The following is a 25,213-nucleotide window of genomic DNA, read 5'->3' on the forward strand; positions in this document are numbered from 1 at the left end:
AAATAGCCTCCTTCCAAACCTGGAAAGAAGCTATTTTTTTATTGTTGTAAAACTTTTCTTGGTTTGGTACCTTCAGCTGGACCAATGACACCTGCCATTTCAAGCTCTTCCATGAGACGGGTCGCACGGTTAAATCCAACTGACAAACGACGCTGAATCATAGATGCGCTGGCTTTCTGAGTTTCGATTACCAAAGCCTTGGCTTCTTCAAAAAGCGGATCACCACCAGATTCACCATCTGAAAATTCTCCTTCATTTTCAGAAACTTCTCCCGGATCAAAACTCTCATCGTAGTCCGCATCTGCCTGAGCCTTAATGAAGTTTACGATGTGTTCAACATCATCATCCGAGATAAAGGAGCCTTGGAGACGAACTGGATGATTTTCATCAATCGGTTTAAAGAGCATGTCACCTCGGCCAAGCAGTTTCTCAGCTCCATTTTCATCCAAAATCGTACGGGAGTCTGTCCCTGATGAAACTGCGAAAGCGACACGAGAAGGAACATTGGCCTTGATCAGACCAGAGATGACGTCAACAGATGGGCGCTGGGTTGCAAGAATCATGTGGATACCAGCAGCACGCGCCTTCTGTCCCAAACGGATAATGGCATCTTCTACTTCCTTGCTGGCCACCATCATGAGGTCAGCCAACTCATCTACAATCACGACAATGAGAGGTAGCGGAACCTGCTTGTACTCAGACTGGGTATTAAACTCTTCTACCTTGGCATTAAAGCCTGCAATATTCCGAACTCCCACCTTGGCAAAGAGTTCATAACGATTTTCCATCTCATCCACTACCTTTTGAAGGGCCTTGCTTGCCTTACGTGGATTGGTCACAACTGGAATCAAGAGATGGGGAATATCATTGTAAACGGACAATTCAACCATCTTGGGGTCGACCATCATAAATTTAACTTGATCAGGTCTAGCCTTCATAAGGATGCTAGCGATAATGCCGTTAACTGCTACCGACTTCCCTGAACCCGTTGAACCTGCAACTAGCAAGTGGGGCATCTTGGAAAGGTCAAAAGCTCTTGCGGTGCCATTAACTGCCTTTCCTAGAGGAATTTCCAAGAGATTTTCTGCTTTTGTTTGAGATTGTTCCCATAGTTCGCGGAAAGAAACTGTCGCAATCTCGGAGTTAGGTACTTCGATTCCCACTAAAGATTTCCCTGGGATAGGTGCTTCGATTCGGACATCCTTGGCTGCCAAGGCTAGAGCGAGGTCATCTGCTAGATTGGAAATGCGGTTAACCCGTACACCGACTGCTGGCTTGACTTCATACTTGGTTACTGACGGCCCAATTTCAGCCCGTTCAACCGTTACCTTAATACCAAAACTAGCAAAGGTTTCTTCTAGGATTTTGATGTTTTCACGAACGATTTTCTTCTCTTTAGACTGGTCTTTTGGTTTATCTGGGGCAAAGAGTTGTAAGCTTGGAAGTTTATATTCAAGAGCCTCCTTGGCTGAAAAATCGACCTGAACATCTTCATCATCAGAGCCATCTTCCTGTTCAGCGAATTCAAGTTCAGCTTGAGGCAGGATGATTTCTGGTTCTATCCACTCTTCTTCCGGAACAGGTGGAACGTCAAGCACAACATCTTCTGTCAGAATTTCACCCGTTTCCATATCAATAGGAGGCATATCGAGTAAGGCTTTTTCGGCCTTTTCTTTTTCTAATCTAGCCTCTTCCTCAGCCTTTTGACGAGATTTTTCTTCTTGTTTGACAAAGCGTTCCTCTTTTCGACGATCATGCCCTTCCCGCCATTTGGCAAAGCCTCTACTGAAAAATTCAGCAATATCATAAACAGACCAAGGACTGACTAGGAGAGCACCTACTAAAATCAAGATAGAACCAATAAAGTAAGTACCGATATTTGAGAAGAGAAAGGCTGTTGGCACATAAAGGCCAACACCAATCAAGCCACCTCCAGCAAAACTGGTCGTTCGAAAACCAGTCAAATCAGTCACAACCTGAGCCATGGTTCCTTTTAAGACCGACTTGTCCAAACCATATTTCCAAACTAAGTAGGCCTCAAAAATCAAGAGCAAACCTGCAAATATGGTGAAAAATCCTGATAAGAGTCCTTCCTGTTTTCGTATCCACTTGAAGAAGAAGAGATAGAGTAGGATACCAAATATTGCCAGATAAGCTAGGCTACCCACCAATAAGCGAATTAAATTGTACAGGGTTATACCTGCAGCCCCTAATTTGAAGGTTGCGAAAATCAATAAAAGCGCGATTACCAACGAAATCAACATTCGTTGAATCGCTTCTTTTCTTTCGAGTTCTGCTTTAGACGGTCTCCGTCTTGTTTTACTTGTATTCTTGTTTGCCATTCTTCTATTATACCATATTTCACAGGTATTTCGGAAAGAGAAAAAGACTGCACCAAACGGTCCAATCTTTTTATTTTCTATCTAATTTTTATGCTTGTGGTTTGCGTAGGTAACCATAAACCACACCACTTACAATTGCTCCTACCAAGACAGAAACGAGGTAAAGGAGAGCATTTGAAGTAAGGGCGATCACGAAGATTCCTCCGTGTGGCGCCATAAGTTTGATACCAGTAAGACCAACGAGCCCACCTGCTACTGCTGAACCAAGGATAAAACTTGGGATAGCACGAGCTGGGTCAGCGGCACCAAATGGAATCGCTCCCTCAGTGATAAATGACAAGCCCATGATGATGTTTGTCAAACCAGAGTTACGTTCTTCTTTGGTAAATTTATCTTTGAAAAGAAGAGTTGCGACAAAGATAGCAAGTGGTGGCACCATTCCTCCAGCCATAACTGCTGCCATAGCCACAGAACCACCTGAAGAAACAGTAGCTGCAAGCGTACCTGTACCAAAGACATAAGCCGCTTTGTTAACTGGTCCACCCATGTCAACAGCCATCATTCCACCAAGGACGATACCAAGAAGGACAGCTGAACCTCCTCCAAGACCACCTAGGAAGTCATTCATAGCAGTGTTGATTGCTGCCATTGGGATATTAACAGCTAGCATGACAAATCCTGTCAAGATTGTCCCAAGAAGTGGCAAGAGAAGGATTGATTTTGCACCTTCAAGTGAACGAGGAACTTTAACGTATTTCTTGATAGCAAGAACCAAGGCACCTGCTATAAATCCACCAACAAGGGCACCTAGGAAACCAGATGAGACACCTGCAAGAGTTGAAGTTGCTTCACCACCTGCGGCATAAGGAATTTTACCAAAGGCAAAACCTTCTTTGGCAATAGCACCAGCCACGAAACCTGCTACCAAACCTGGTTTTTCAGCGATAGAGTAGGCAACATAACCTGCAAAGACTGGAAGCATCAAACCAAAGGCAGCTCCACCAATTTTCATGAACATAGAAGCTAGCTCATGGTAGGAACCAAGATTACCAAGATTTTCATTTGGAACACCCAAAGCACCGTCAATCAAGAAGGCAAGGGCAATCATGATACCACCGCCAATAACAAATGGCAACATTTGCGATACACCACTCATCAAGTGTTTGTAGAAGGCACCACCAAGACTTTGTTTTTCGTTAGAGGCTGTTGTAGCTTTTGTTCCATTAGCAGCACGATAAACTTCAGCATCTCCTGAAAGAGCCAAGTTAATTAACTCTTCTGTCTTACGGATACCGTCAGCAACTGGACGATTGATTAATGGTTTACCGTCGAAACGATCCATTTCAACTGCCTTGTCTGCCGCGATGATAACAGCTTTAGCCTTACGAATGTCTTCCGCAGTTAGTTGGTTACCAACACCGCTAGCACCGTTGGTTTCGACCTTAATTCCAACACCCATTTCAGCAGCCACTTTTTGAAGGGCTTCTTGAGCCATGTATGTGTGGGCGATACCTGTTGTACAAGCTGTAACAGCTACGATAAAGTCACCAGTTTCATTTGCAGGCACTTGAACAAGTTCCTCAGTTTTTTCTGAAGCTTGGTCAAAAAGTTCAATGACTTGGTCAGCTGATGTTGCTTGACGGAGTTTGTCAGCAAAACCATCTTTCATCAAGTATTGAGACAATTCTGCCAAGGCTGCCAAGTGAGTGTCATTGGCACCTTCTGGAGCCGCAATCATGAAGAAGAGATCAGTTGCTTGCCCGTCCAAGCTCTCATAGTCAACACCCTTGTTTGACTTAGCAAAGAGAACCGTTGCTTCTTTGACAGCAGCATTTTTGCTGTGAGGCATAGCGATTCCGTCACCCAAACCTGTAGAAGTCAAAGCTTCACGTGCCAAAATACCTTCTTTAAATGTTTCAAAATCTGTCACATAACCGTGATCTACCAAACTTTTAATCATTTCTTCGATGACAGCTGTTTTTTCAGTTGCCTGCAAATCCAGCAACATGACATCTTTTCTCAATAGGTCTTGAATTTTCATCGTTTTTCTACCTCAACTTTTTCATATGTTTCTTTAATAAATTCTGCTGTTGCCAAGTCATCCGAGAAGGTAGTTGCCGTTCCACAAGCAACTCCCCATTTGAAGGCTTCTACTGCGTCTTTTGATTTGACAAATTCACCTGTAAATCCAGCAACCATAGAGTCACCAGCTCCAACTGAATTTTTGACTGTTCCCTTGATAGGTTTTGCGAAGTAAGCTCCCTCAGATGTGACAAGAAGAGCACCGTCACCAGCCATAGAAATAATGACGTTTTGAGCACCTTTAGCCAGTAACTCACGAGCGTATTTCTCAATTTCATCTAAACTTTCGAGTTTCACTCCAAAAATCGCTCCAAGTTCATGATTGTTTGGTTTGACCAAAAGTGGCTGGTAGTCCAAACTATCAATCAAGGTCTGTCCTTCAAAATCACAAACGACTTGCGCACCAGTCTTGCGTGTCAAGGCAATTAGATCCTTGTAGATGGCATTGCCTAGATTTTTAGTACTTGAACCTGCAAAGACAACTATATCTTCTGCTGTCAGACTAAATAAAATAGCTTTCAATTCTTCTAGCTGATCCGGCTCAACAGTTGGACCAGTCCCATTGATTTCTGTCTCTTGGTCTGCTTTGATTTTAACATTGATACGAGTATCTTCTGATACTTGGACAAAACGTGTCTCGATTTCTTCCTCTGCTAAAGTATCTGTGATAAATTTACCAGTAAAGCCTCCGATAAATCCCGTCGCAGTATTGGGTATATCCAAACGTTTCAAAACACGACTGACATTGATTCCTTTCCCTCCAGCAAACTTATCATCACTGTCCATACGATTGACACTACCGACTTGGACTTGGTCCAAACGAACGATATAATCAATAGATGGATTGAGTGTGACTGTATAAATCATACTTCTATTACCTCCGTTTTCTCCTTAATAGCCTGCAAGAGCTCATGCCCTTGACTTGTGATAACAATAGCTCGTTTGAGTGGTGCTACTTTGGCAAAGCAAGTTTGTCCAATTTTTGACGAATCCACCAAGACATAGGTCTGTTTGGCATTCTCTAAAATAGCACGCTTAACAGCTCCCTCCTCCATATCAGGAGTCGTATAATAGCCATCGTCCACACCATTCATTCCGATAAAGGCACGGTCAAAGTGCAATTGGTTAATCTGGTTAAGAGCAACGCCCCCTATGCTAGCATCTGTCGCCATCTTGACACTTCCTCCAACCATGACAGTTGGAATCTGCTTTTCAACCAACTGAGCAGCATGGTGAATCGAGTTGGTCACGACTGTAACATTCTTATTGCCCAATTCATGAATCAAAAAGGCAGTTGTTGTTCCAGCATCGATAAAGATGACATCTTGTTCCTTGATGAGAGAGGCCGCCTTCTGAGCTAACAACTTCTTCTCTTGAAGGTTTTTGACAGATTTTTCTTGAATGGTTTCTTCTTCCTGCAAGGAATGGGGCAATTCTGCTCCACCATGTACGCGACGAAGCTTGTTTTCTGCTTCCAACTCATCCAAGTCTCTTCGAACCGTTGATTCTGACGTTTCTAGCAAACTAACTAATTTCTCTAGAGAAACTACATGATGTTGATTTAACTCCTCTAAAATCAGTTGTTTCCGCTCTGTTTTTAACACTGAATCACCTCCTGTTATCGTTTACACTATTCATTCTATCACACTCCCTTTCAAAGTCAAGCATTTTTTATCATTTTCTTTCAAAATCTATCATTTTTCTCATTTCCAGAATTTTTATTGCAAGATAAGTGGCTTTATGGTAGACTATTTGAGTAAGTATTGGAAGATTACTCAAGAGGCTTAAGAGGCCGTGTTGGAAACGCGGTAGGCGTGTAACAGCGTGCGTGGGTTCGAATCCCATGTCTTCCGTTTATTTTAAAAAAGATACCCAAGAAATCTTGGGTATCTTTTTTCTTATATGCTTGTTTTATAACTCGGGTGAATTTCTTAGAAAATATCAAATAACAATTTCACATTGAGAATTGTTAAGATAATGGAAACGATATAGCCAAGGATGGTATTCCATTTGGCATTGGTAAATTCTCCCATCAGTGATTTCTTAGAAGTTAGATAAATCAGTGGGAAGATTGAAAATGGAAGAGCAATCGAAAGAAAGACTTGTGAATAAACCAATAACTGATCCAATGTTTTTTCCTGATGACCAAACAGAACCGCTACAATCATGACAGGCAACAAGGCAAAGAGACGAGTTGCCAAACGAATGAACCATTGAGGTAATCTCATATGCAAGAAACCTTCCATAACGATTTGTCCAGTCAAGGTACCCGTAATTGTCGAATTTTGACCACTGGCTAATAAAGCCAAGGCAAACAAGGTTGATAAGGTCGAGCTAGCTATAGCTCCTGCAATAGTAGAATCCTGCAAGGCATTATACATTTGAGAGAAGGCAGAAATCTCAGATGCATGGCCGAAAAAGAGAGCCGCCCCGAGAATTAATAGAAGGGAGTTAACCACAAAGGCCAAGGATAATTGGAGATTTGAATCCCAGGTCATAAAGCGCACGGCTTTTCGAACATCATTCTTGTCCTTGTGATTGATTTTCCGAGTTTGAGACAAGGAAGAATGCAAATAGAGGTTATGGGGCATAACCGTTGCTCCCACGATCCCTAGTGCCAAGGTTAATTGACTTTCATGCCCTGGCAAGGGACTTTCAAATAAGGTTGCATTCGGTAGATAACCCTCAACGATTCCTTGGAAGCTTGGATGTGACAAAGCTACCAGATAGGTAAAAATTGCTAGAATGGTTAAAATCAGTGTTGTCACAATAGCTTCAATCTTCTTAAAGCCAAATTTCATCAGAAGCAATAAGAGAAAAACATCCAACACGGTCAAGAGAATTGCTATCATAATCGGAATCTTAAAGAGAAGATTGAGAGCAATCGCTGAACCTAGAACTTCTGCCAGATCTGTCGCCATCAAGGCTAATTCTAAAATCACCCATAGACTATAACGAAGCCATTTAGGTGAATGATGAGCCGTTGCTTGAGCCAGGTCCATCTGGGTTACAATACCAAGCTTTCCTGCCATCTGCTGAAGTTGCATGGCAATGAGAGATGAAATCAAGATAACAAACAAGAGACTATACTTATAGGAAGCACCACCGACTACACTGGTAATCCAGTTTCCTGGATCCATATAACCAACTGCGACAAGAGCACCCGGACCTAAAAAGGCATTTAAATTTTGCCAGAAATGATTGTTATTTGGAGTATCGATAGATTGATTAATCTCAGAGAGTGACACTTTTTTATGAGAAGACATAGATACTTACCTCTTTCTAAACCTACTTTTTCATTATTTTCTATTAGAGAAAAATAAGATTGACTTTAAACTATTAAAACAATGAAAACTATATGAAAAACATTTAGTTTTTTCATTATTTTTCTTAAGGCACCTTAATTATAACAGAAAATATGATAAAAACTTAAGAAAATTCAGGACTTGATTTAATATTTAGGATACAACAAAATGTTGTAAAAACAACGTTTTAGAAAGATTTACAAAACAATGTAAATTATCAATGGAGCCGGTGGGAGTCGAACCCACGTCCAAACATCTGCTAACATATTTGTCTACAACCATAGGTTATGTATTCGTTTAACAGTCCCTCGACACATAACTCAAGCCTAGAAACCGCGAGTCTATCAATCTCTTATCAAGCCGCTAGACAAGGCTTGATCGTATCTCGCTAATAATAAGACCTGTCATTGAACACGAGCAATCCAAATCGGGTCACGCCTGCTGGTTTTTAGGCAGCTAGAGCGTAAGAAGTGTTATTTTTTGCAGTTATATTTAACTGAGCGTTTACGTCGCCACACGAGTCGCAAAATATGCCTCATAATGCCTGTCGAATCCGTAACGACCCCAAAAGACAATAAAACCATTATACCTTATCTAACACAAAAATGCAAAAAGGAAAGCAATTAACTACAAAAGATAGTCTTTCAAAGATTTTGTCAAAACCTGATAACCAGCAACACTAAGGTGCAACCCATCAGTTGTATAATCTTTTTTGAGTTGACCTGCCTGGTCTGTCAAACTATCAAAAACTGGCACAAATTCTACCTGCATATAGGCAGAAGCAAGCTCTTGATAGGCTTGATTCCATTTCTGAATTTTTTCATTCGTGCGGATATAGACTGTCTGCTTGTACTCTTCTCCCTCATTGACTGGCAAAATAGAAAGCAATTTAATCTCAGTCAATGGATAATCGCGAGCAATGGATTGTATGATAGCTTCGAGGTTATTGAGAGCCTCATTCACAGGCACATCTTTTCCGATATCATTTGTCCCAATCAAAAGGACAATTTTATCTACTGCTCCACCGTACAGATGCGCATCTAGATTTTCTAATAACAGCCCTGTCTGATACCCTCGAATGCCTCGATTGACAATCGTCTTCGAAGTCCCAAATAGTTCCTGCAGAGGATAATATTCGACAATAGAATCCCCAATAAAAAGAATGTCTGGCTCTACAACAGAAACCTGATTTAAGTGACGATACTTGGTTTGGATTTTTTCTTGTTCCTTTAGTAACCAATTTTCTAATAACTGTACTGCCACTTCATTCTCCTTTTTCTAACCAGTTTTCCAAGATTTGATAAACTCCTCCTTGGCTATTGGCTGGCGCTAGAGCAGTAGCCACAGCTTTGGCTTTATCATCAGCATTTTCCATCGCATAGGCAATTCCAGCCATTTCAAGCATTTCAACATCATTTTCACTGTCACCAAAAGCCATGATTTGTTGGGAGGTCAAGTCCCAGCGCTTGAGTAATTCTTCCAAGCCCCATGCTTTATGAATTCCAGCTTGAAGGATATCAATGCAACCATAGCCACTCGATACAGCACGAACACGGCCATCAAAGAGGTCATTGATTTCTTCCAAGACCGAACTCAAACGTTCCTCACCAACAACCATACTCATCTTGAGCACACCACCAAAGAGGTCAGAGGTTAATTCGTCCACAAATTGCATCCGTTGGTAGAATTTTTCAATCATTTCTGGAGTCATAAAACTTTCAAGGTCTGTAAAAATCGTACCTTCTTTGACGAAACCACCCTTCATAGACGTTACAACAAACTGATCCTGACACGCTCGACCCTTAAAATGAGCCAAAGCCTTATCGACAATGGCATCATCCCAAGTCTGAGCCTGAATCAGTTCATTGTTTTCAAAAATACGAGCACCGTTTGCAACAACCAGAACCACCCGATCGACCAAGTGCTCCAGTAGTTGCCTCATGCGGTGAATTTCATTCCCAGTCGCAATGACAAAACGAATACCCCTTTGATCCAACTGATCTAAAATCTTTTCCAAACGTGGGAGATCAAGCTGGCCTCTAGCATCCAGCAAGGTCCCATCCATATCTGTTGCAATTACCTTAATCGTCATTTACTTTCCTCTGGATTCAAGCTAGTCCCACTTCAATCCCACATGTTCGTTCATTTCTTTGTAGGCTGTATCAATTCGTTCCTTAGTCGCTTCATCTAACTGGTCACGATGACTACCACCCTCGATAAAATCTTCTAAGATATAAGTTTGGTATAGGAATAGTGGATAACCTTCTGGAGAATAGGTTCCTTTTGGTGTACGGTTTACCCAAGAAGGATGCGCTTTGGCAGTTTCGATTGTCGTCTTACCGGCTTTTTTCTTAACAGTCACATCCATGAGCACGCCACGCTCTGTCCACTTAGCATTCTCTTCATCTTGCATGGTTTCAATTCGTTGATTGGAAATGAAGTTCCCCATTGAATAGATAATGAGTTTCTTGTCCCCATCTTTTTCAACCGTTTCAGATGGTTCAACTACGTGAGGGTGCCCTCCAAAGATAATATCAGCTCCCCAATCAATCATCTTGTGATAAAGAGCCTTTTGTTCTTCAGTTGGTTCCAAGCGATACTCCACACCCATCTGAGGCATGATAATGGTGATATCCGCTTCCTTCTCTGCCCGTTCAATTTCAGCCTTCATCTTGTCTTCATTTAGGTCTGAAAGATAGCGGGTATAGTCTTCTTGAGAAATACTTTGCTCAATTCCATTAAAACCATAAGAATAGGCCAAAAGTGCAACCTTGATACCGTTCACTTCCTTAATAACCAGTGGAGCTTGATCACGTGACTCATGCGTATACACTCCAATAGGTGTCATTCCTGCCTTTTCAATAGCATCTGCTGTTGAAACCACACCTTCTATTTGTGAATCTAGGATATGGTTATGCGCCAAGTCTAGCACTTGATAACCGGCATCCTTGATGGCATCCATGACTTCTCCAGGTGCATTAAATAGCGGATAACCAGCCAAATAGTGGTCCTTATTCACAGTACCTTCAAAATCACCTAAAATCAAGTCTGCTTGTTTGAGCCATGGTTTTACATATTCAAAATTTTCATGGAAATCATAGGTCCCATCTTCTTTTAAAGCAGAACGATAGATGGGAATGTGATAGAGGAGGTCCCCGTTGGCCATAATTCTAGCAGTTTTCTCCTCGTCCTGATCTTTAGCATTTTGGTTCGTCTTATTTGCTTCTTGAGAAATGGCATCCTTTTTTTGACTGGTTAAAGGGATTCCTTGGAAGCTTTCAAACAACAAGACCAAGCCCATTGATAAAGCAACTGCTAGCAAGAGTATGGCCACAAATCCTTTATTACTCCACTTGCGATAACTCCTAAAAAAGTTTACCAAACCCCTCATAAAACGAAAAGCTGAACCACGCTGATTTCGATCTTGTCTTCTTTGCATCTTCATTCTCCCTACTTTCTAATGCAAGCCTTTTCTTTTTATTATATCACAGATAAGTAATTCTTTCACAATTGAATCGAACCTACTAGGCATTTTCTATAAAAGCTCAATGCCGTAATGCTTTCAATCCTTGTCATTTTGTGATATCATGTAGAGGTAATGAAAGGAGAGAAAATGTCTGCAATAGAACGTATTACAAAAGCTGCTCATTTAATTGATATGAACGATATTATCCGCGAGGGAAACCCAACTCTACGCGCGGTTGCTGAGGAAGTTACTTTCCCCTTGTCTGACCAGGAAATCATTCTTGGCGAAAAGATGATGCAATTCCTGAAACATTCCCAAGATCCTGTCATGGCTGAGAAAATGGGGCTCCGAGGTGGGGTTGGACTTGCTGCTCCTCAATTAGATATCTCAAAACGTATTATCGCTGTTTTGGTGCCAAACATTGTCGAAGAAGGCGAAACCCCACAGGAAGCTTACGACTTGCAAGCTATTATGTACAATCCAAAAATCGTCTCTCACTCAGTTCAAGACGCTGCTCTTGGTGAAGGAGAAGGTTGTCTGTCTGTTGATCGCAACGTACCTGGCTATGTAGTCCGCCATGCTCGCGTTACGGTTGACTACTTTGACAAGGATGGAGAAAAACACCGTATCAAGCTCAAAGGCTACAACTCCATCGTTGTTCAGCATGAAATTGACCACATTAACGGTATCATGTTTTACGATCGTATCAATGAAAAAGACCCATTTGCAGTTAAAGATGGTTTACTAATTCTAGAATAAAGAAAATCCCGTTGCAAGACGGGGTTTTGTGTTATAATAGAGGCATGAAAACAAATGATATTGTCTATGGCATCCACGCCGTTACCGAAGCCCTCCTTGCAAATACTGGAAACAAACTCTACCTCCAAGAAGACCTACGAGGTAAGAATGTTGAAAAAGTCAAGGAACTAGCTACAGAAAAAAAGGTATCCATTTCTTGGACCTCAAAAAAATCCCTCTCTGAGATGACTGAAGGTGCTGTCCACCAAGGTTTTGTTCTACGAGTGTCCGAATTTGCCTATAGTGAGCTGGACCAAATCCTTGCCAAAACACGCCAAGAAGAAAATCCTTTGCTATTGATTCTGGACGGGTTAACTGATCCTCACAACTTAGGCTCCATCTTAAGAACCGCTGATGCGACCAATGTTTCAGGAGTCATCATTCCCAAGCACCGTGCTGTCGGAGTTACTCCTGTCGTTGCTAAAACAGCCACAGGTGCTATTGAGCATGTTCCAATTGCCCGAGTAACCAATCTAAGCCAAACTCTAGACAAACTCAAGGATGAAGGCTTCTGGACCTTTGGAACAGATATGAATGGGACTCCTTGCCACAAGTGGAATACAAAAGGGAAAATCGCCCTCATCATCGGAAATGAAGGAAAAGGCATCTCTAGCAACATCAAAAAACAAGTTGATGAGATGATTACCATTCCTATGAATGGACATGTTCAAAGTCTCAATGCCAGTGTTGCTGCAGCCATCCTCATGTACGAAGTTTTTCGAAATAGACTATAAAAAAGTTTCCAGTCATCTGATTGGAAACTTTTTATGATTATACTCAATGAAAATCAAAGAGCAAACTAGGAAGCTAGCTGTAGACAGCTCAAAGCACTGCTTTGAGGTTGTAGATAAGACTGACGAAGTCAGCTCAAAACACTGTTTTGAAGTTGTGGATAGAACTGACGAAGTCAGTACCCATACCTACGGTAAAGCGAAGCTAACGTGGTTTGAAGAGATTTTAGAAGTGTATTAACTATGTTCTGTGATAAATTTATAAGCTTCTTGACCAGCGATAGCTCCATCTCCAACTGCTGTTGTCACTTGACGAAGGTCTTTCTGGCGAACATCTCCAACTGCAAAGATACCGTCAACTGCAGTTTTCATGTGGTTATCTGTCACAATCCAACCTGCCTGATCTTGGATATTCAATTCTTTAACAAAATCGCTAAGAGGATCCAATCCAACATAGATAAAGACACCACCGAAGGCTTGTTCTGTCACTTGACCTGTTTTCACATTTTCAAAAACGACAGATTCTACTCTGTTTTCACCCTTGATTTCCTTCACTACAGAATCCCAGATAAAGCTGATTTTCTCATTCGCAAAGGCGCGGTCTTGTAAAACCTTTTGGGCACGAAGTTGGTCACGACGGTGAACAATGGTAACAGTCTTAGCAAAACGAGTCAAGAAGAGGGCTTCTTCGACAGCTGAATCTCCGCCACCAACTACCAACAAATCTTGGTCACGGAAGAAAGCACCATCACACACGGCACAGTAAGAAACACCACGACTGTTCAGTTCTTCTTCTCCAGGTACTCCCAAAGGACGGTGTTTAGAGCCAGTCGCCACGATAACGGTACGAGTTTCATATGTTTGGTCATCAGTCATCACTTTCTTAAAATCACCATGGTCTTCGACATTTTCAACATAACCATAAATGTGCTCAACACCAAGATTTTCAAGCGGTTCAAACATCTTTTCTGCCAATTCTGGCCCACTAATATTAGCGTATCCAGGGTAATTTTCAATATCAGATGTATTATTCATCTGACCACCTGGCAGACCACCTTCAATCAAGGCTACTTTCAGATTGCTTCGAGCAGCATACAAGGCTGCAGTCATACCTGCAGGTCCAGCACCGATAATAATAGTATCGTACATATAGTTTCCTTCTTTCTTGTTGTAACTATCTTTATTCTAACTCTTTCTTGTCAATCACGCAAGGATTATGCCTTGAAAACAAGAATTAAACTCATAACCGCAAAGGATAATACTGGAACAACCAAAACACCAATCATAATCATATCATAGAGATGGGCTTGGCGAGCCTTGGCTGTCTTATCAACTCCCGACATGGCTCTCAGTCCAATCCAAATCCCTAAAAAAATCAGGACGAGGATGGTGGTCAAGATCAAACTCTCGAAATATAAAGAAAATAGTTGCAGTAGCATGATTTCTCTCATTTCTATCTTTTTTAAAGAGTAAACTCAGCTAGTCCAGCTAACTGAGTTTTTCTTTATCTATTATATCAAATATAAGTCCGTTTGTAACTAGCGAAGAATTCTTTTGTTCGCTCTTCTTTAGGATGGTGGATAATCTCATCCGGTGTTCCAGACTCAATGATTTTCCCCTTATCTAGGAAGAGAATCTTATCCGCAACTTGAGCTACAAAGGACATGTCATGACTGACTAAAATCATGGTCTGACCTGACTTAGCAGCATCTGCAATAGACTTCTCTACTTCACCGACCAATTCTGGGTCAAGGGCTGAAGTTGGTTCGTCTAAGAGTAAGACATCTGGTTTCATAGCAAGCGCACGCGCTAGGGCAACCCGTTGCTTTTGTCCACCTGATAAATGGCGAGGATAATGGTTTTCACGGTCAGAAAGCCCAACCTTAGCCAACTCTTCCTTGGCAATCTTAGTCGCTTCTTGGTCAGATAATTTCTTGACAACAACCAAGCCTTCCTTCACATTATCAAGTGCTGTGCGACGTTCAAACAAATTAAACTGTTGAAAAACCATAGACAGCTTACGGCGTAGGGCAAGGATTTCTTCTTGAGTGATTTTAGAAAAATCAACTGAGAAATCATCAATCTGAATAGAGCCACTGTCAGGTGTTTCAAGATAATTGAGACTGCGAAGGAAGGTTGATTTTCCAGCTCCTGAAGAACCAATCAAGGCTACAACTTCCCCTTTTTGAATATCCAAGTTCAGATGATCCAAGACAGTCTGTCCTGAAAAGGATTTGCTTAAATTCGAAATCTTAATCATTAACGAAGGTCTCCTTTCACATCTGTTTGCACTGTATCAGGTGCAGAAATAGCCATCTTTCTCTCAATGAAACGACCGAGGCTTTCAATTCCGATATTGACTACCCAATAAACAAGGGCAACGGAGATGAAGCGTTCAAAATAACGATAATCGGCACCACCCAAAATCTGAGCTTGGGCAAAGACTTCCACAACACCCGCACTAAAGGCTAGGGAAGTTCCCTTGGTCAAGCCGATTAGGGAATTGATTAAGGTTGGAGTCGCCACAACTGCTGCATTTGGAATAATCACTCGACGATAAACTTGTGCTCGGGTCATACCCAGACTGCGTGCCGCCTCAATCTCACCAGGATTAACTGAGAGAATGGCTGCACGAATGGTTTCACTAGCATAAGCTGCCTCATTAAAAGCAAAGGCGACAATCGCAAAAGCTGCAGCTGGAATAGCATTGATATTGAGACCAGTCCCCCATTGCTGATTGAGAGCTTTCAAAGCCAAAGGAATTCCGTAGTAGGTCAACATGAGTTGCACCAAAATCGGTGTCCCTTTTAAGAAACTAACAAAGAAGGCCTGCAAGGGATATAAAATTTTAACACGATTGATTTTCACAATGGCAAAAAGAAGTGCCAAAACCAAGCCAAAAAGAGCACCACCAATGGTCAACATAATCGTTGTTGGAAGTTGTTGGACAATTCTCGGAATTCCATCAAAGACCGAACGCAGACTAAAAAGTTTGCCATCCGGAATCAATTGCATCAAGTTTTGGTACCAATCTGATGCTAAAATCGTTGTAACATTCATAAAAACATCCTCTCCTGATAATGATTCATTCTACCATACTTCTGCCGTCAATGAAATTATTTGCTACGGTCAGATACAGACTTTGTCCACATACTAGTTTATCATACTTTGAAACAGAGAGGTTATATATTTTATCTATCAAAGAGATAAGTAAAAACTATTTCAATCCCAATTCTTCATAAGCTTTTCGATAACCAATTTGTTTAACAGTTCCATTTTCTAATAAAATTGGCCGTTTTAACAACATACCGTCGCTTGCTAACAACTCAGCCGCTTCTTGGTTTGACAAGCTTCCTACCTTATCTTTCAGCCCCAATTCACGGTATTTGATACCACTGGTGTTGAAAAATTGCTTCAACTCGAAACCTGAGGTTTCTAGCCAGTTTAAAATGACTTCTTGGCTAGGTGTTTCTTCGACAATATGAACGGCTTTATAGTCCACACCTAATTGGTTTAATTCTTGTTTTGCTTTTTTACAAGTTGAACATTTTGGGTATTCGATAAATTCTAACATGTCTTTCACTTTCTATTTTATATCTTTAAAATCTGCGCCTTCATGCTCCAAGAGCCAAGCTTTCTTTTCTACTCCTGCAGCATAACCTGTCAGACGCTTGTCTGCTCCCAACACACGATGACAAGGTACTAGGATAGACCAAGGATTACGTCCCACTGCTCCACCAATTGCTTGGGCAGAATCCACTTGTAGGTCTTTCGCTATTTGTCCATAGGTCACTGTATGACCATAAGGAATTCCCTGTAAATAGTCCCAAACTCGCTTTTCAAAATTTGTTCCGAGTGGAGCCAAGGGCAAGTTAGATAAATCCTGAGACTTGCCTTTAAAGTAATCATCTAAGCAAGTGATAACTGGGTTTAAGATAGGATGACTAACAACTTCCTCTATCGTTTCATCCCCTAATCCCCTCTCAAAATGCTTCTGTTTTTGCATCCAAATTCCATACAAATAATGGTCATCAGCTACAAGAGAAAAAGAGCCAATTGGCGAAGAGTAGAGAATTTTTGCATACTTCTTTTGCATTATTTCTTCAATTTTTGATAGGCCAAGCGTTCCCCATCAACCGGCACCTTTCCAACCCGTTTAAAACCAAGTTTTTCAAAAATATGTTGCATAACCTTGTTTTCAGCATGCGTATCTGAGCGAAAATCTAGATAATCAAATCCTTCAATCAAGCCCTCTAAGAAGGTTTGAGCAATTCCCTGTCCCTGGGCATCTCCTGCCACAGCAATACGGTGAAAGACTAGGTACTCTGACTCTCCAGCTTGCCATTTCCCTTCATAAATGGCTTCATAGGCTGCCTCTGGACTCTTGGTCACAGCAGCATAAGCTAGTAGTTCTACCTCTTCCAAGGCTACGTAGGCTTGACCTGAGATAATATCATCTATGATAACATCTGCATTTGGATAACCATTTTGCCATTGGTCACTACCAGCAGCTGCTAAACTTTTTTTAGCATCCTCCATCACCTGCATGATGGCAACTACTTCATTTGGAAAAGCTAAACGAATTTCCATCTTTTCTCCTCATTTCTGACTAGTTTCTCCCATCATAGCATAATTTAAGTCTTTCTACAAGCAGTTAAAACTTGACTTTCTGTTTTTATTATTTTATAATCTAGTTATAAAAACTAGATAAAAAGGAGTTGAAAATGAAAACTACCTTTTCTTACCCCAAATGGGCAGAAATTCCAAACATCGACCTCTATCTAGACCAGGTTTTGCTCTATGTCAATCAGGTCTGCGCCCCTATCTCTCCTGATAAAGACAAGGGCCTAACAGCATCCATGGTCAACAATTATGTGAAACATGGTTACCTGACAAAGCCTGACAAGAAAAAATACCAACGCCAACAGATTGCCCGTTTGATTGCTATCACAACCCTTAAGTCTGTATTTTCTATTCAAGAAATAGCCCAGACACTTAATACTCTACAAAGTCAAGCAAGTTCAGACCAACTCTACGATGCTTTTGTGGACTACATGAACCAAGGTATTGACCCAGCTAACCCTATTATCCAAACCAGCTGTCAAACCGTTAAACTCTATCATCAAACCCTAGCCTTAATCCATCATACTCAAGAGGAGGTAATCCAATGAACACTAGTCTTAAACTCAGCAAACAACTCAGTTTTGGAGAGGAGATTGCTAATAGCGTGACCCATGCCGTAGGTGCAGTCACCATGCTTATCTTACTCCCCATTTCATCCACCTATAGTTATGAGGTACACGGATTTTTATCATCTATCGGCGTTTCCATTTTCGTTATTAGTCTCTTTCTAATGTTTCTATCATCCACCATTTATCACTCTATGGCCTATGGTTCGACCCACAAATATGTCTTGCGAATCATTGACCATTCGATGATTTATGTGGCTATCGCAGGCTCTTATACGCCCGTCGTATTAACCTTGATGAATAACTGGTTTGGCTATCTAATAATTGCCATCCAGTGGGGAACGACCATCTTTGGTATTCTCTATAAAATCTTTGCTAAAAAGGTCAATGAGAAATTTAGCCTTGCTCTTTACCTGATTATGGGCTGGTTGGTTCTGGCAATCATACCCGCCATTATTAGTCAAACGACACCCATTTTCTGGAGTCTCATGGTAACTGGCGGACTCTGTTATACAGTTGGGGCTGCATTTTACGCCAAGAAAAAACCTTATTTCCATATGATTTGGCATCTCTTTATCCTAGCTGCATCTGCCCTCCAATATATCGCCATTGTTTATTACATGTAAAAAAGTTGAGAAACTCAGTCTCAACTTTTTTCTTTACACATATTGATAAAGTACTGGTGCAAGCGCACATCATCAGTCAATTCTGGATGAAAAGAAGTTACCAACATATTTTTTTCTTGGGCTGCAACGATTTGATTATCAACTGTTGCTAGAATTTCTACATCTTCTCCAACACTGCTGATAATCGGACCACGAATAAAGGTCATTGGAATCTGACCAACTCCCTTACATTCTGCTTCCGTATAGAAACTTCCTAATTGGCGCCCATAAGCATTGCGCTCGACCACCATATCCATAGTTCCTAGATGACTCTCTTCATGAGAAGTAATTTCCTTAGCTAGCAAAATTAAACCCGCACAGGTTCCAAATACTGGCAAGCCAGATAGAATTGCTTCTCGAATGGGAATCAGCATGTCCTGCTCACGTAAGAGCTTGCCCATGGTTGTAGACTCCCCACCAGGCAAAATCAAACCCGACAAGTCACTCTGTTCTTGCTGAAAATCCTCTAGATTTCTGATTTCAACACTCTCGACTCCTAATTGATTTAGCACTTTTGCATGTTCTGCAAAGGCACCTTGCAAGGCTAATATTCCGATTTTCATCTATTTTCCTCGCTCAGCCATGAGAATTTGAATTTCATTTTCATTGATACCAACCATGGCTTCTCCTAAATCTTCAGAGATTTGAGCTAGGATTTGAGGATTTCTGAAGTTAGTCACCGCTTTGACAATAGCACTCGCTCGTTTAACAGGATCTCCTGACTTAAAAATACCTGAACCGACAAAGACACCCTCTGCCCCTAATTGCATCATCAAAGCAGCATCAGCTGGCGTTGCAACGCCTCCAGCTGCAAAGTTTACAACTGGCAATTTCCCATGTTCATGTACGTATTGAACCAATTCTACAGGGACTTGCAAATCCTTAGCAGCAACATAAAGTTCGTCCTCACGTAGGTTTTGAATTCGGCGAATTTCCTGATTCATCATACGCATATGACGAACAGCTTGGACAATATCCCCCGTACCCGGTTCTCCTTTGGTACGAATCATAGAAGCACCTTCAGCGATACGACGCAAGGCTTCACCCAAGTCCTTAGCTCCACAGACAAAAGGAACTTGGAATTCTTTCTTATCCACATGGAAACGGTCGTCAGCTGGAGATAGAACTTCACTCTCATCGATATAATCAATTTCGATAGCCTCTAAAATCTGGGCTTCAACAAAATGCCCAATTCTAACCTTAGCCATAACAGGAATGCTAACCGCTTCTTGGATTTCCTTAATCATCTTTGGATCACTCATACGGGAAACCCCACCAGCTGCACGAATATCAGCTGGAATCTGCTCCAAGGCCATAACAGCAGCCGCACCAGCAGCCTCTGCAATACGGGCCTGTTCAGGATTTTGAACGTCCATGATAACTCCACCCTTGAGCATCTGCGCCAAATTTTTATTTAGTTCATAACGATTTTCAGTCATTTGTTTATCCTCATTATTTATATTGGTAGCTACCATTTCATTTTAAGTTAGATTAGAATGAATCACAAGATAAAAAAATCAAAATTGTATGGGTACAGATTAACTAAAAAACTATCTGACATTCACTTAAGGCCAGATAGTTCATCAAATATTATTTTTCAGCTGTAAGTGCAGCCATTGTGATGTAGTTGTATGGTTTGTTGAAGTGTGGCAAGAAGAATAGGTCTGTCAATGCCAATTTATCAATTGTCACATGCTCTTGGATAGCAAGTGAGAACATGTGGATTCCCATGCTGATTGCAGAATCGTGTGAAACCATTTGTGCACCAAGAATTTCACGGCTATCTTTGTCAAAGACAATCTTGATGGCAACTTCATGGTTGTCATGCTTCATAAATTCTGGTTTTTGAAGATCGTTAAAGCCTGTTTCAGTTGCATTGTAACCTGCTGCTTTAGCTTTCTCAAGTGTCAAACCAGTTGAAACCATGTGAAGACCGTAGATAGAGATACCGTTTGAACCTTGAACACCGATTCCTTCCAATTCATGTCCACAAGCATTGTAAGCACCAACGATACCAGTACGAACAGCATTTGAAGCAAGGGCGATGTAGCTTGTGTCTTTACGAGCATTGTCATAAACAGTTGCACAGTCACCTACTGCATAAACACCAGGAATTGATGTTTCTTGTTTCTTATCTACAAGGAAAGCACCGTTGCGGAAGAGTTCAATCTTACCATCAGCAAGAGCTGTGTTTGGACGGAAACCAACAGCAAGAACAACCATATCCACGTCGAAACTTTCTTTATCAGTAATCAAGCGTTCAACTTTACCGTCACCTTCTATTGCTTTAACAGTTTGACCAAGAGCCAAGCGGATGTTGTGATCTTCCAAGTTCTTCGCCATCATTTGTGTGAAGTCTTTATCATAGTAACCGTTCAAGACAGTATCAACGATATCAACAAGGATAACTTCTTTTCCAAGACGTTCAAAGGCTTCAGCAAGTTCAACACCGATGTAACCACCACCAACAACGGCAATACGGTCAAGGTGTTGGCTCTTGTCAGCCAATTTGTGAATCACTTCTTCAGCGTTTTGGTACAATTTAACAAATTGTACATTTTCAAGAGTTGCTTTAAATTCGCGGTTTCCTTTGACAATTTCAACACCTTCGATTGGTGGCAAGATTGGTGTAGAACCTGTAGCAAAAATCAATTTTTCGTATGATTCTTTATGCTCTTTTCCTTCAACTTCTGCTGTAACAACTTTGTTATCATAGTCGATTGAAAGAACTGGTGAGTTCATGTAAACTTTAGCACCTTTAGCTTCCAATTTTTCTTTATCAGAATAGAACAAGCCTTCAGCACCGTCGATTTGTTCCCCAATCCAAAGGGCCATTCCGCAACCTAGGAAAGAGATGTTAGAGTTTTGGTCAAATACAACGATTTCGTTTTCATTTCCAAAATTATCCAACATAGTATTAATACATGCTGTACCAGCGTGGTTAGCACCAACTACAACGATTTTACTCATAGAAAAATTCCTACCTTCAATTTTAAATTTACTCTTCTAGTATAACATTTACTGTTAGCGTTTACAAGAGTTTAGTTAATTTTCCCGATTTTTTTGTAAAAAAATGTAAATAATCTGTATTTTATCAGTCTTTCTTACAATTACTCTTTTTTTCTGAGCATATTTCTTGACAAGTTTACAAATTTTATTTGTGAAAACGCTGACTTTATGGTATGCTAGTATCATGGAAAGAAAATGTAAGGGGTTAAATTTAATATAAATTTACTATATTTCAGCCTTCTTTTCATAAGAGAAAGGAGTTGGTAGCTTGCCTCTTAGTTCACATTCCGAACGGCTAATGGGGACTACTATTACTATTTCATTAGTAGAAGAGCAAGCCGATATCTTGCTCCAAAAATCCTTTGATTTACTCAAAGAGCTTGAGTATCGCTTCAATGCCAATAGCCAAGAATCTGAGTTGATGGAAATCAATTATCAAGCTGGAATAGCTCCAGTCAAGGTTCATCCTGATTTATTTGAATTGATTTCACTTGGATTAGAACATAGCCTAGCGCCCTCTAGTCATCTCAACATCAGCATTGGTCCCTTGATTCAAACCTGGCGCATCGGTTTTTCAGATGCCAAAGTGGCCCAACCTCAAGAAATTGAATCGATTCTACCTTTAATCAATCCTCACTCTATCGAGTTAGATTCTTCCACTTCCACTGTATTCTTGAAACAGAAAGGAATGAAGATCGATCTTGGTTGTTTAGCCAAGGGGTATAGTGCGGATAAGGTTGCTCAATTTCTGAGAGAAGAGGGAGTGACATCTGCCTTAATCAATCTGGGAGGGAATATCCTGACCATTGGTAAAAATCAGGAAAGAGGCAATCAGCCTTGGCAAATCGGGATTCAAGACCCAGCCAATCCTAGGGGAAATCACTTAATGACCATCCCTGTTGTCAATAAATCTGTCGTGACTTCAGGCATTTATGAACGTCACCTGACAGTCGATGGAAAAGACTACCATCATATTTTTGACAGTCAAACAGGATATCCTGTTGAAACGGAACTAGCTAGTCTGACAATCATCTCTGATAAATCAGTCGATGGCGAAATCTGGACAACTCGACTCTTTGGAGAAAGACCTGCTTCTATACTCTGGCAAGTCGAAAGTTTGGAGGGCATAGAAGCCATCCTTATCGATAAAGAAGGTCATCTAAGCTATTCTTCAGGAATTCCTACTCTATAGAAATAGATATTTCAATGGAGTTCTTAAATTGTATTATGTAAAAAGAGAAAGGAAATCTCATGTTAAAACTTATTGCTATTGTTGGAACAAATTCAAAACGTTCTACAAACCGTCAATTGCTTCAATACATGCAAAAACACTTTGCTGAAAAAGCTGAAATTGAACTTGTTGAAATCAAGGACATCCCTGTCTTCAACAAACCAGCTGACAAGCAAGTACCTGTTGAAATTCTAGAAATTGCTGCTAAAATTGAAGAGGCAGATGGCGTTATTATCGGTACTCCTGAGTATGACCACTCTATCCCAGCTGTTTTGATGAGCGCTCTTGCTTGGTTGTCTTATGGTATCTATCCACTTTTGAACAAACCAATCATGATTACAGGTGCTTCATATGGTACGCTTGGTTCATCACGTGCCCAATTACAACTTCGCCAAATCTTGAATGCTCCAGAAATTAAAGCGAGTGTCCTTCCAGATGAATTCTTGCTTTCACATTCTCTTCAAGCCTTCAACCCAAGTGGAGACCTAGTAGATCTTGATGTTATCAAAAAACTGGATGCTACTTTTGACGACTACCGTATCTTTGTAAAAATCACAGAAAAATTGCGCAATGCACAAGAATTACTTCGCAAAGATGCTGAAGATTTTGACTGGGAAAATTTGTAAGATAGGAGACCAAAAAGAATGAAATTTGTTGGACTTGTAGGATCAAACTACGATCAATCATATAACCGTAAACTCTTGGAATTCATCCGTCGTCACTTCAAACTCAAATTTGAATTAGAAGTTCTCGAAATTGACGAAGTTCCAATGTTTAACCAAGACGAAAAATGGGACGAAAGTTTCCAATTACGTTATTTATATAACAAAATTACTCGTGCTGATGGTGTTATCATTGCTACTCCTGAGCACAACCACACAATCTCAGCTTCCCTAAAATCTGTTCTTGAATGGCTTTCATACGAAGTTCATCCATTTGAAAACAAACCAGTCATGATTGTGGGAGCATCTTACTACGACCAAGGTACTTCTCGTGCCCAAGTTCACCTTCGTAAGATTCTTGACGCTCCAGGTGTCAATGCTTACACTCTTCCAGGAAATGAATTTCTTCTCGGTAAAGCTAAAGAAGCCTTTGATGTTAATGGGAATATCACAAATGAAGGAACTGTTAATTTCCTTGAAACATGTTTAGACAACTTTGTAAAATATGTGGGAGTCGTTTCAAAATTGAAAAAACCAAAACCAATTGAACCAGAAGATTTATATTGTACAAATTCAATTGCAACTACCATCCAAGGTGTTGACCCAGATGATCCTGAATGGGTAGAAAAAGCAGCTGAACTTGTTGGAGCTGTTTCTGGAGATACTTACGTTAAATTAGACCACGGTATCTTGACAGTTAACCAAATTGACATGTTCTTGAAAGCAATGCCATTTGAATTGACATTTGCAGATGATAACAATCAATTCTTGTACTTTAATAACGCACACCAAGACCCAGATACAATGTTTGGTAAACGTGTACGTGCTCAATCAGGAAATAGATTAGGAACAGTACACGGTACATTGCCAGATTCTAGAATGAAAAACGTTGAATGGGTTGTCGGCGTATTGCGTAACGGGGATCAAGAATATGTCCGTACAATTGTGCCAGGAACACCTGAAGGTGTTATTAATACCCATAATTACCAAGCAATGTACTACCCAGATGGTTCATATGCTGGAATTAATGAAATTATCTTTAATTTTCAACCATGGCTTGACTGGTACCTCAATACAACTGGTCAACGTTTAGTCGGTGGAAATGCTGCAGCTCCTGCTGGCGGACATGGTCACGGCGATGCAGATGCTACATCTGGAGCTTCTGATGCAGGTGATGCCGGTGGTCACGGTGGTGGCGCAGACGCTACATCTGGCGCAAGTAACTAATAACTTTAGGAACCATCTTGGTTCCTTTTTTAACGAAAAAAGACTAGCAAACACAAATTGCTAGTCTTTTGGTTATTATTTCATCTATCTTTGTTAAAAGAAAGAATACTTATACTCAATGAAAATTAAAGAGCAAACTAGGAAGCTAGCCGCAGGCTGTACTTAAGTACGGCAAGGTGAAGCTGACGTGGTTTGAATTTGATTTTCGAAGAGTATTATTATGAATTTGGATCATCGAGACTGCGACCATGTAATCCTTTTTCACGTTGAACTTGGCGTAGTTTTTCTGGTGTAACATCGTTTCCTTCTTCATCCACAATTTTGATTCCCTCAATGTGGTGACGAACAGAGCGACGATAACCTTCGATGTACTCCTCACGTAGTTTAGCTTGTTCCACTTTTTCTTCTGGTGTCAAGCCTTCTGCTTTTTTCTTTTTAGCAAGCTCGTTGATACGATCAATTTTTTTCTGATCCATTTCTTCTCCTTTGTGATAAGATAAAGTCCG

Annotated in this window: 26 protein-coding genes, 1 tRNA gene and 1 other RNA gene; 8 read left to right on the top strand and 20 right to left on the bottom strand. The window is 40.8% G+C overall.

Going from position 1 to position 25,213, the window contains the following annotated elements; all coding sequences use genetic code 11:
- Positions 1–38: 38 nt before the first annotated feature.
- The 4 genes from NMM17_RS06275 to NMM17_RS06290 form a co-directional block, all read right to left on the bottom strand.
- Complete coding sequence (locus NMM17_RS06275; RefSeq protein WP_368406695.1) at positions 39–2,342, bottom strand: DNA translocase FtsK; 2,304 nt, start codon at positions 2,340–2,342, stop codon at positions 39–41.
- Positions 2,343–2,430: 88 nt separating this feature from the next.
- Positions 2,431–4,383: a fructose-specific PTS transporter subunit EIIC gene (locus NMM17_RS06280; RefSeq protein WP_254754060.1), complete on the bottom strand. Its 1,953-nt coding sequence runs from the start codon at positions 4,381–4,383 to the stop codon at positions 2,431–2,433.
- On the bottom strand, positions 4,380–5,291 hold the full coding sequence (gene pfkB / locus NMM17_RS06285; protein ID WP_254754061.1) for a 1-phosphofructokinase: 912 nt from the start codon (positions 5,289–5,291) through the stop codon (positions 4,380–4,382). Before pfkB ends, NMM17_RS06280 begins: the two co-directional genes overlap by 4 nt.
- Positions 5,288–6,028, bottom strand: coding sequence for a DeoR/GlpR family DNA-binding transcription regulator (locus NMM17_RS06290; RefSeq protein WP_049499468.1), 741 nt, complete (start codon positions 6,026–6,028; stop codon positions 5,288–5,290). Before NMM17_RS06290 ends, pfkB begins: the two co-directional genes overlap by 4 nt.
- 161 nt (positions 6,029–6,189) lie before the next feature.
- Between NMM17_RS06290 and NMM17_RS06295 the strand changes: the two genes are divergently transcribed.
- A tRNA-Ser gene (locus tag NMM17_RS06295) sits at positions 6,190–6,277 on the top strand.
- A 78-nt stretch (positions 6,278–6,355) separates the two neighbouring features.
- Here the strand turns inward: NMM17_RS06295 and NMM17_RS06300 are convergent.
- The 5 genes from NMM17_RS06300 to NMM17_RS06320 all read right to left on the bottom strand — a co-directional run bounded on the left by NMM17_RS06300 (position 6,356) and on the right by NMM17_RS06320 (position 11,168).
- Positions 6,356–7,690 (bottom strand): Nramp family divalent metal transporter, encoded by a 1,335-nt coding sequence (locus NMM17_RS06300; RefSeq protein WP_000094601.1) that lies wholly within the window; start codon positions 7,688–7,690, stop codon positions 6,356–6,358.
- Positions 7,691–7,947: 257 nt separating this feature from the next.
- Positions 7,948–8,295: a transfer-messenger RNA gene (gene ssrA, locus NMM17_RS06305) on the bottom strand.
- A gap of 61 nt (positions 8,296–8,356) precedes the next feature.
- Positions 8,357–8,992, bottom strand: a complete 636-nt coding sequence (locus tag NMM17_RS06310) for an SGNH/GDSL hydrolase family protein (protein WP_000290665.1) — start codon at positions 8,990–8,992, stop codon at positions 8,357–8,359.
- Position 8,993: 1 nt separating this feature from the next.
- Positions 8,994–9,821 (bottom strand): HAD family hydrolase, encoded by an 828-nt coding sequence (locus NMM17_RS06315; protein ID WP_000153519.1) that lies wholly within the window; start codon positions 9,819–9,821, stop codon positions 8,994–8,996.
- A 21-nt stretch (positions 9,822–9,842) separates the two neighbouring features.
- The gene (locus NMM17_RS06320) at positions 9,843–11,168 is read right to left on the bottom strand and encodes a CapA family protein (RefSeq protein WP_004241626.1); all 1,326 of its coding nucleotides are present in this window, start codon (positions 11,166–11,168) and stop codon (positions 9,843–9,845) included.
- A 174-nt stretch (positions 11,169–11,342) separates the two neighbouring features.
- On the opposite strand from NMM17_RS06320, the gene def reads away from it, so the two are divergent.
- Positions 11,343–11,954, top strand: coding sequence for a peptide deformylase (gene def / locus NMM17_RS06325; protein WP_001272956.1), 612 nt, complete (start codon positions 11,343–11,345; stop codon positions 11,952–11,954).
- A gap of 44 nt (positions 11,955–11,998) precedes the next feature.
- Positions 11,999–12,727, top strand: coding sequence for a 23S rRNA (guanosine(2251)-2'-O)-methyltransferase RlmB (gene rlmB, locus NMM17_RS06330; RefSeq protein WP_000855720.1), 729 nt, complete (start codon positions 11,999–12,001; stop codon positions 12,725–12,727).
- Between the two features lie 234 nt (positions 12,728–12,961).
- Here the strand turns inward: rlmB and trxB are convergent, their stop codons facing one another.
- The 7 genes from trxB to NMM17_RS06365 form a co-directional block, all read right to left on the bottom strand.
- Positions 12,962–13,873, bottom strand: coding sequence for a thioredoxin-disulfide reductase (gene trxB / locus NMM17_RS06335; RefSeq protein WP_000272299.1), 912 nt, complete (start codon positions 13,871–13,873; stop codon positions 12,962–12,964).
- A 65-nt stretch (positions 13,874–13,938) separates the two neighbouring features.
- The gene (locus tag NMM17_RS06340) at positions 13,939–14,163 is read right to left on the bottom strand and encodes a DUF4059 family protein (RefSeq protein WP_000926599.1); all 225 of its coding nucleotides are present in this window, start codon (positions 14,161–14,163) and stop codon (positions 13,939–13,941) included.
- Between the two features lie 77 nt (positions 14,164–14,240).
- Positions 14,241–14,984 (bottom strand): amino acid ABC transporter ATP-binding protein, encoded by a 744-nt coding sequence (locus tag NMM17_RS06345; protein ID WP_000590982.1) that lies wholly within the window; start codon positions 14,982–14,984, stop codon positions 14,241–14,243.
- Entirely contained in the window at positions 14,984–15,784 is an 801-nt protein-coding gene (locus NMM17_RS06350) for an amino acid ABC transporter permease (RefSeq protein WP_001103449.1), read from the bottom strand. Before NMM17_RS06350 ends, NMM17_RS06345 begins: the two co-directional genes overlap by 1 nt.
- A 157-nt stretch (positions 15,785–15,941) precedes the next feature.
- Entirely contained in the window at positions 15,942–16,298 is a 357-nt protein-coding gene (locus tag NMM17_RS06355) for an arsenate reductase family protein (RefSeq protein WP_000889089.1), read from the bottom strand.
- A 12-nt stretch (positions 16,299–16,310) separates the two neighbouring features.
- Positions 16,311–16,820, bottom strand: coding sequence for a methylated-DNA--[protein]-cysteine S-methyltransferase (locus tag NMM17_RS06360; protein WP_001170331.1), 510 nt, complete (start codon positions 16,818–16,820; stop codon positions 16,311–16,313).
- Positions 16,820–17,314: a GNAT family N-acetyltransferase gene (locus NMM17_RS06365; protein WP_000405862.1), complete on the bottom strand. Its 495-nt coding sequence runs from the start codon at positions 17,312–17,314 to the stop codon at positions 16,820–16,822. The genes NMM17_RS06360 and NMM17_RS06365 overlap by 1 nt, the downstream gene beginning before the upstream one ends.
- A gap of 134 nt (positions 17,315–17,448) precedes the next feature.
- Here NMM17_RS06365 and NMM17_RS06370 point away from each other — a divergent pair, with 134 nt between their 5' ends.
- The gene (locus NMM17_RS06370) at positions 17,449–17,895 is read left to right on the top strand and encodes a DUF1836 domain-containing protein (protein ID WP_061589825.1); all 447 of its coding nucleotides are present in this window, start codon (positions 17,449–17,451) and stop codon (positions 17,893–17,895) included.
- A complete protein-coding gene (locus tag NMM17_RS06375; RefSeq protein WP_254754062.1) occupies positions 17,892–18,539 on the top strand; it encodes a hemolysin III family protein in 648 nt (215 codons plus the stop codon). Before NMM17_RS06370 ends, NMM17_RS06375 begins: the two co-directional genes overlap by 4 nt.
- A gap of 20 nt (positions 18,540–18,559) precedes the next feature.
- Here the strand turns inward: NMM17_RS06375 and pdxT are convergent, their stop codons facing one another.
- The 3 genes from pdxT to nox form a co-directional block, all read right to left on the bottom strand.
- The gene (pdxT, locus tag NMM17_RS06380) at positions 18,560–19,141 is read right to left on the bottom strand and encodes a pyridoxal 5'-phosphate synthase glutaminase subunit PdxT (protein WP_254754063.1); all 582 of its coding nucleotides are present in this window, start codon (positions 19,139–19,141) and stop codon (positions 18,560–18,562) included.
- Positions 19,142–20,017: a pyridoxal 5'-phosphate synthase lyase subunit PdxS gene (gene pdxS / locus NMM17_RS06385; protein WP_254754064.1), complete on the bottom strand. Its 876-nt coding sequence runs from the start codon at positions 20,015–20,017 to the stop codon at positions 19,142–19,144.
- 151 nt (positions 20,018–20,168) lie between these two features.
- Positions 20,169–21,548: a H2O-forming NADH oxidase gene (gene nox, locus NMM17_RS06390; RefSeq protein WP_033681383.1), complete on the bottom strand. Its 1,380-nt coding sequence runs from the start codon at positions 21,546–21,548 to the stop codon at positions 20,169–20,171.
- Between the two features lie 307 nt (positions 21,549–21,855).
- On the opposite strand from nox, the gene NMM17_RS06395 reads away from it, so the two are divergent.
- The 3 genes from NMM17_RS06395 to NMM17_RS06405 are packed head-to-tail and all read left to right on the top strand — an operon-like array spanning position 21,856 to position 24,707.
- Entirely contained in the window at positions 21,856–22,779 is a 924-nt protein-coding gene (locus NMM17_RS06395) for an FAD:protein FMN transferase (protein ID WP_254754065.1), read from the top strand.
- 59 nt (positions 22,780–22,838) lie between these two features.
- Positions 22,839–23,444, top strand: a complete 606-nt coding sequence (locus NMM17_RS06400; protein ID WP_000915954.1) for an NADPH-dependent FMN reductase — start codon at positions 22,839–22,841, stop codon at positions 23,442–23,444.
- An 18-nt stretch (positions 23,445–23,462) separates the two neighbouring features.
- A complete protein-coding gene (locus NMM17_RS06405) occupies positions 23,463–24,707 on the top strand; it encodes an NAD(P)H-dependent oxidoreductase (RefSeq protein ID WP_000673661.1) in 1,245 nt (414 codons plus the stop codon).
- A 218-nt stretch (positions 24,708–24,925) separates the two neighbouring features.
- Here NMM17_RS06405 and NMM17_RS06410 read toward each other — a convergent pair whose 3' ends face one another.
- The gene (locus tag NMM17_RS06410) at positions 24,926–25,183 is read right to left on the bottom strand and encodes a DUF896 family protein (protein WP_000372163.1); all 258 of its coding nucleotides are present in this window, start codon (positions 25,181–25,183) and stop codon (positions 24,926–24,928) included.
- Positions 25,184–25,213 lie beyond the last annotated feature (30 nt).

Origin of the sequence: Streptococcus sp. CF7_Ac1-12 (assembly GCF_024295905.1) — a bacterium.
Classification (GTDB): Bacteria; Bacillota; Bacilli; order Lactobacillales; family Streptococcaceae; genus Streptococcus; species Streptococcus mitis_AP.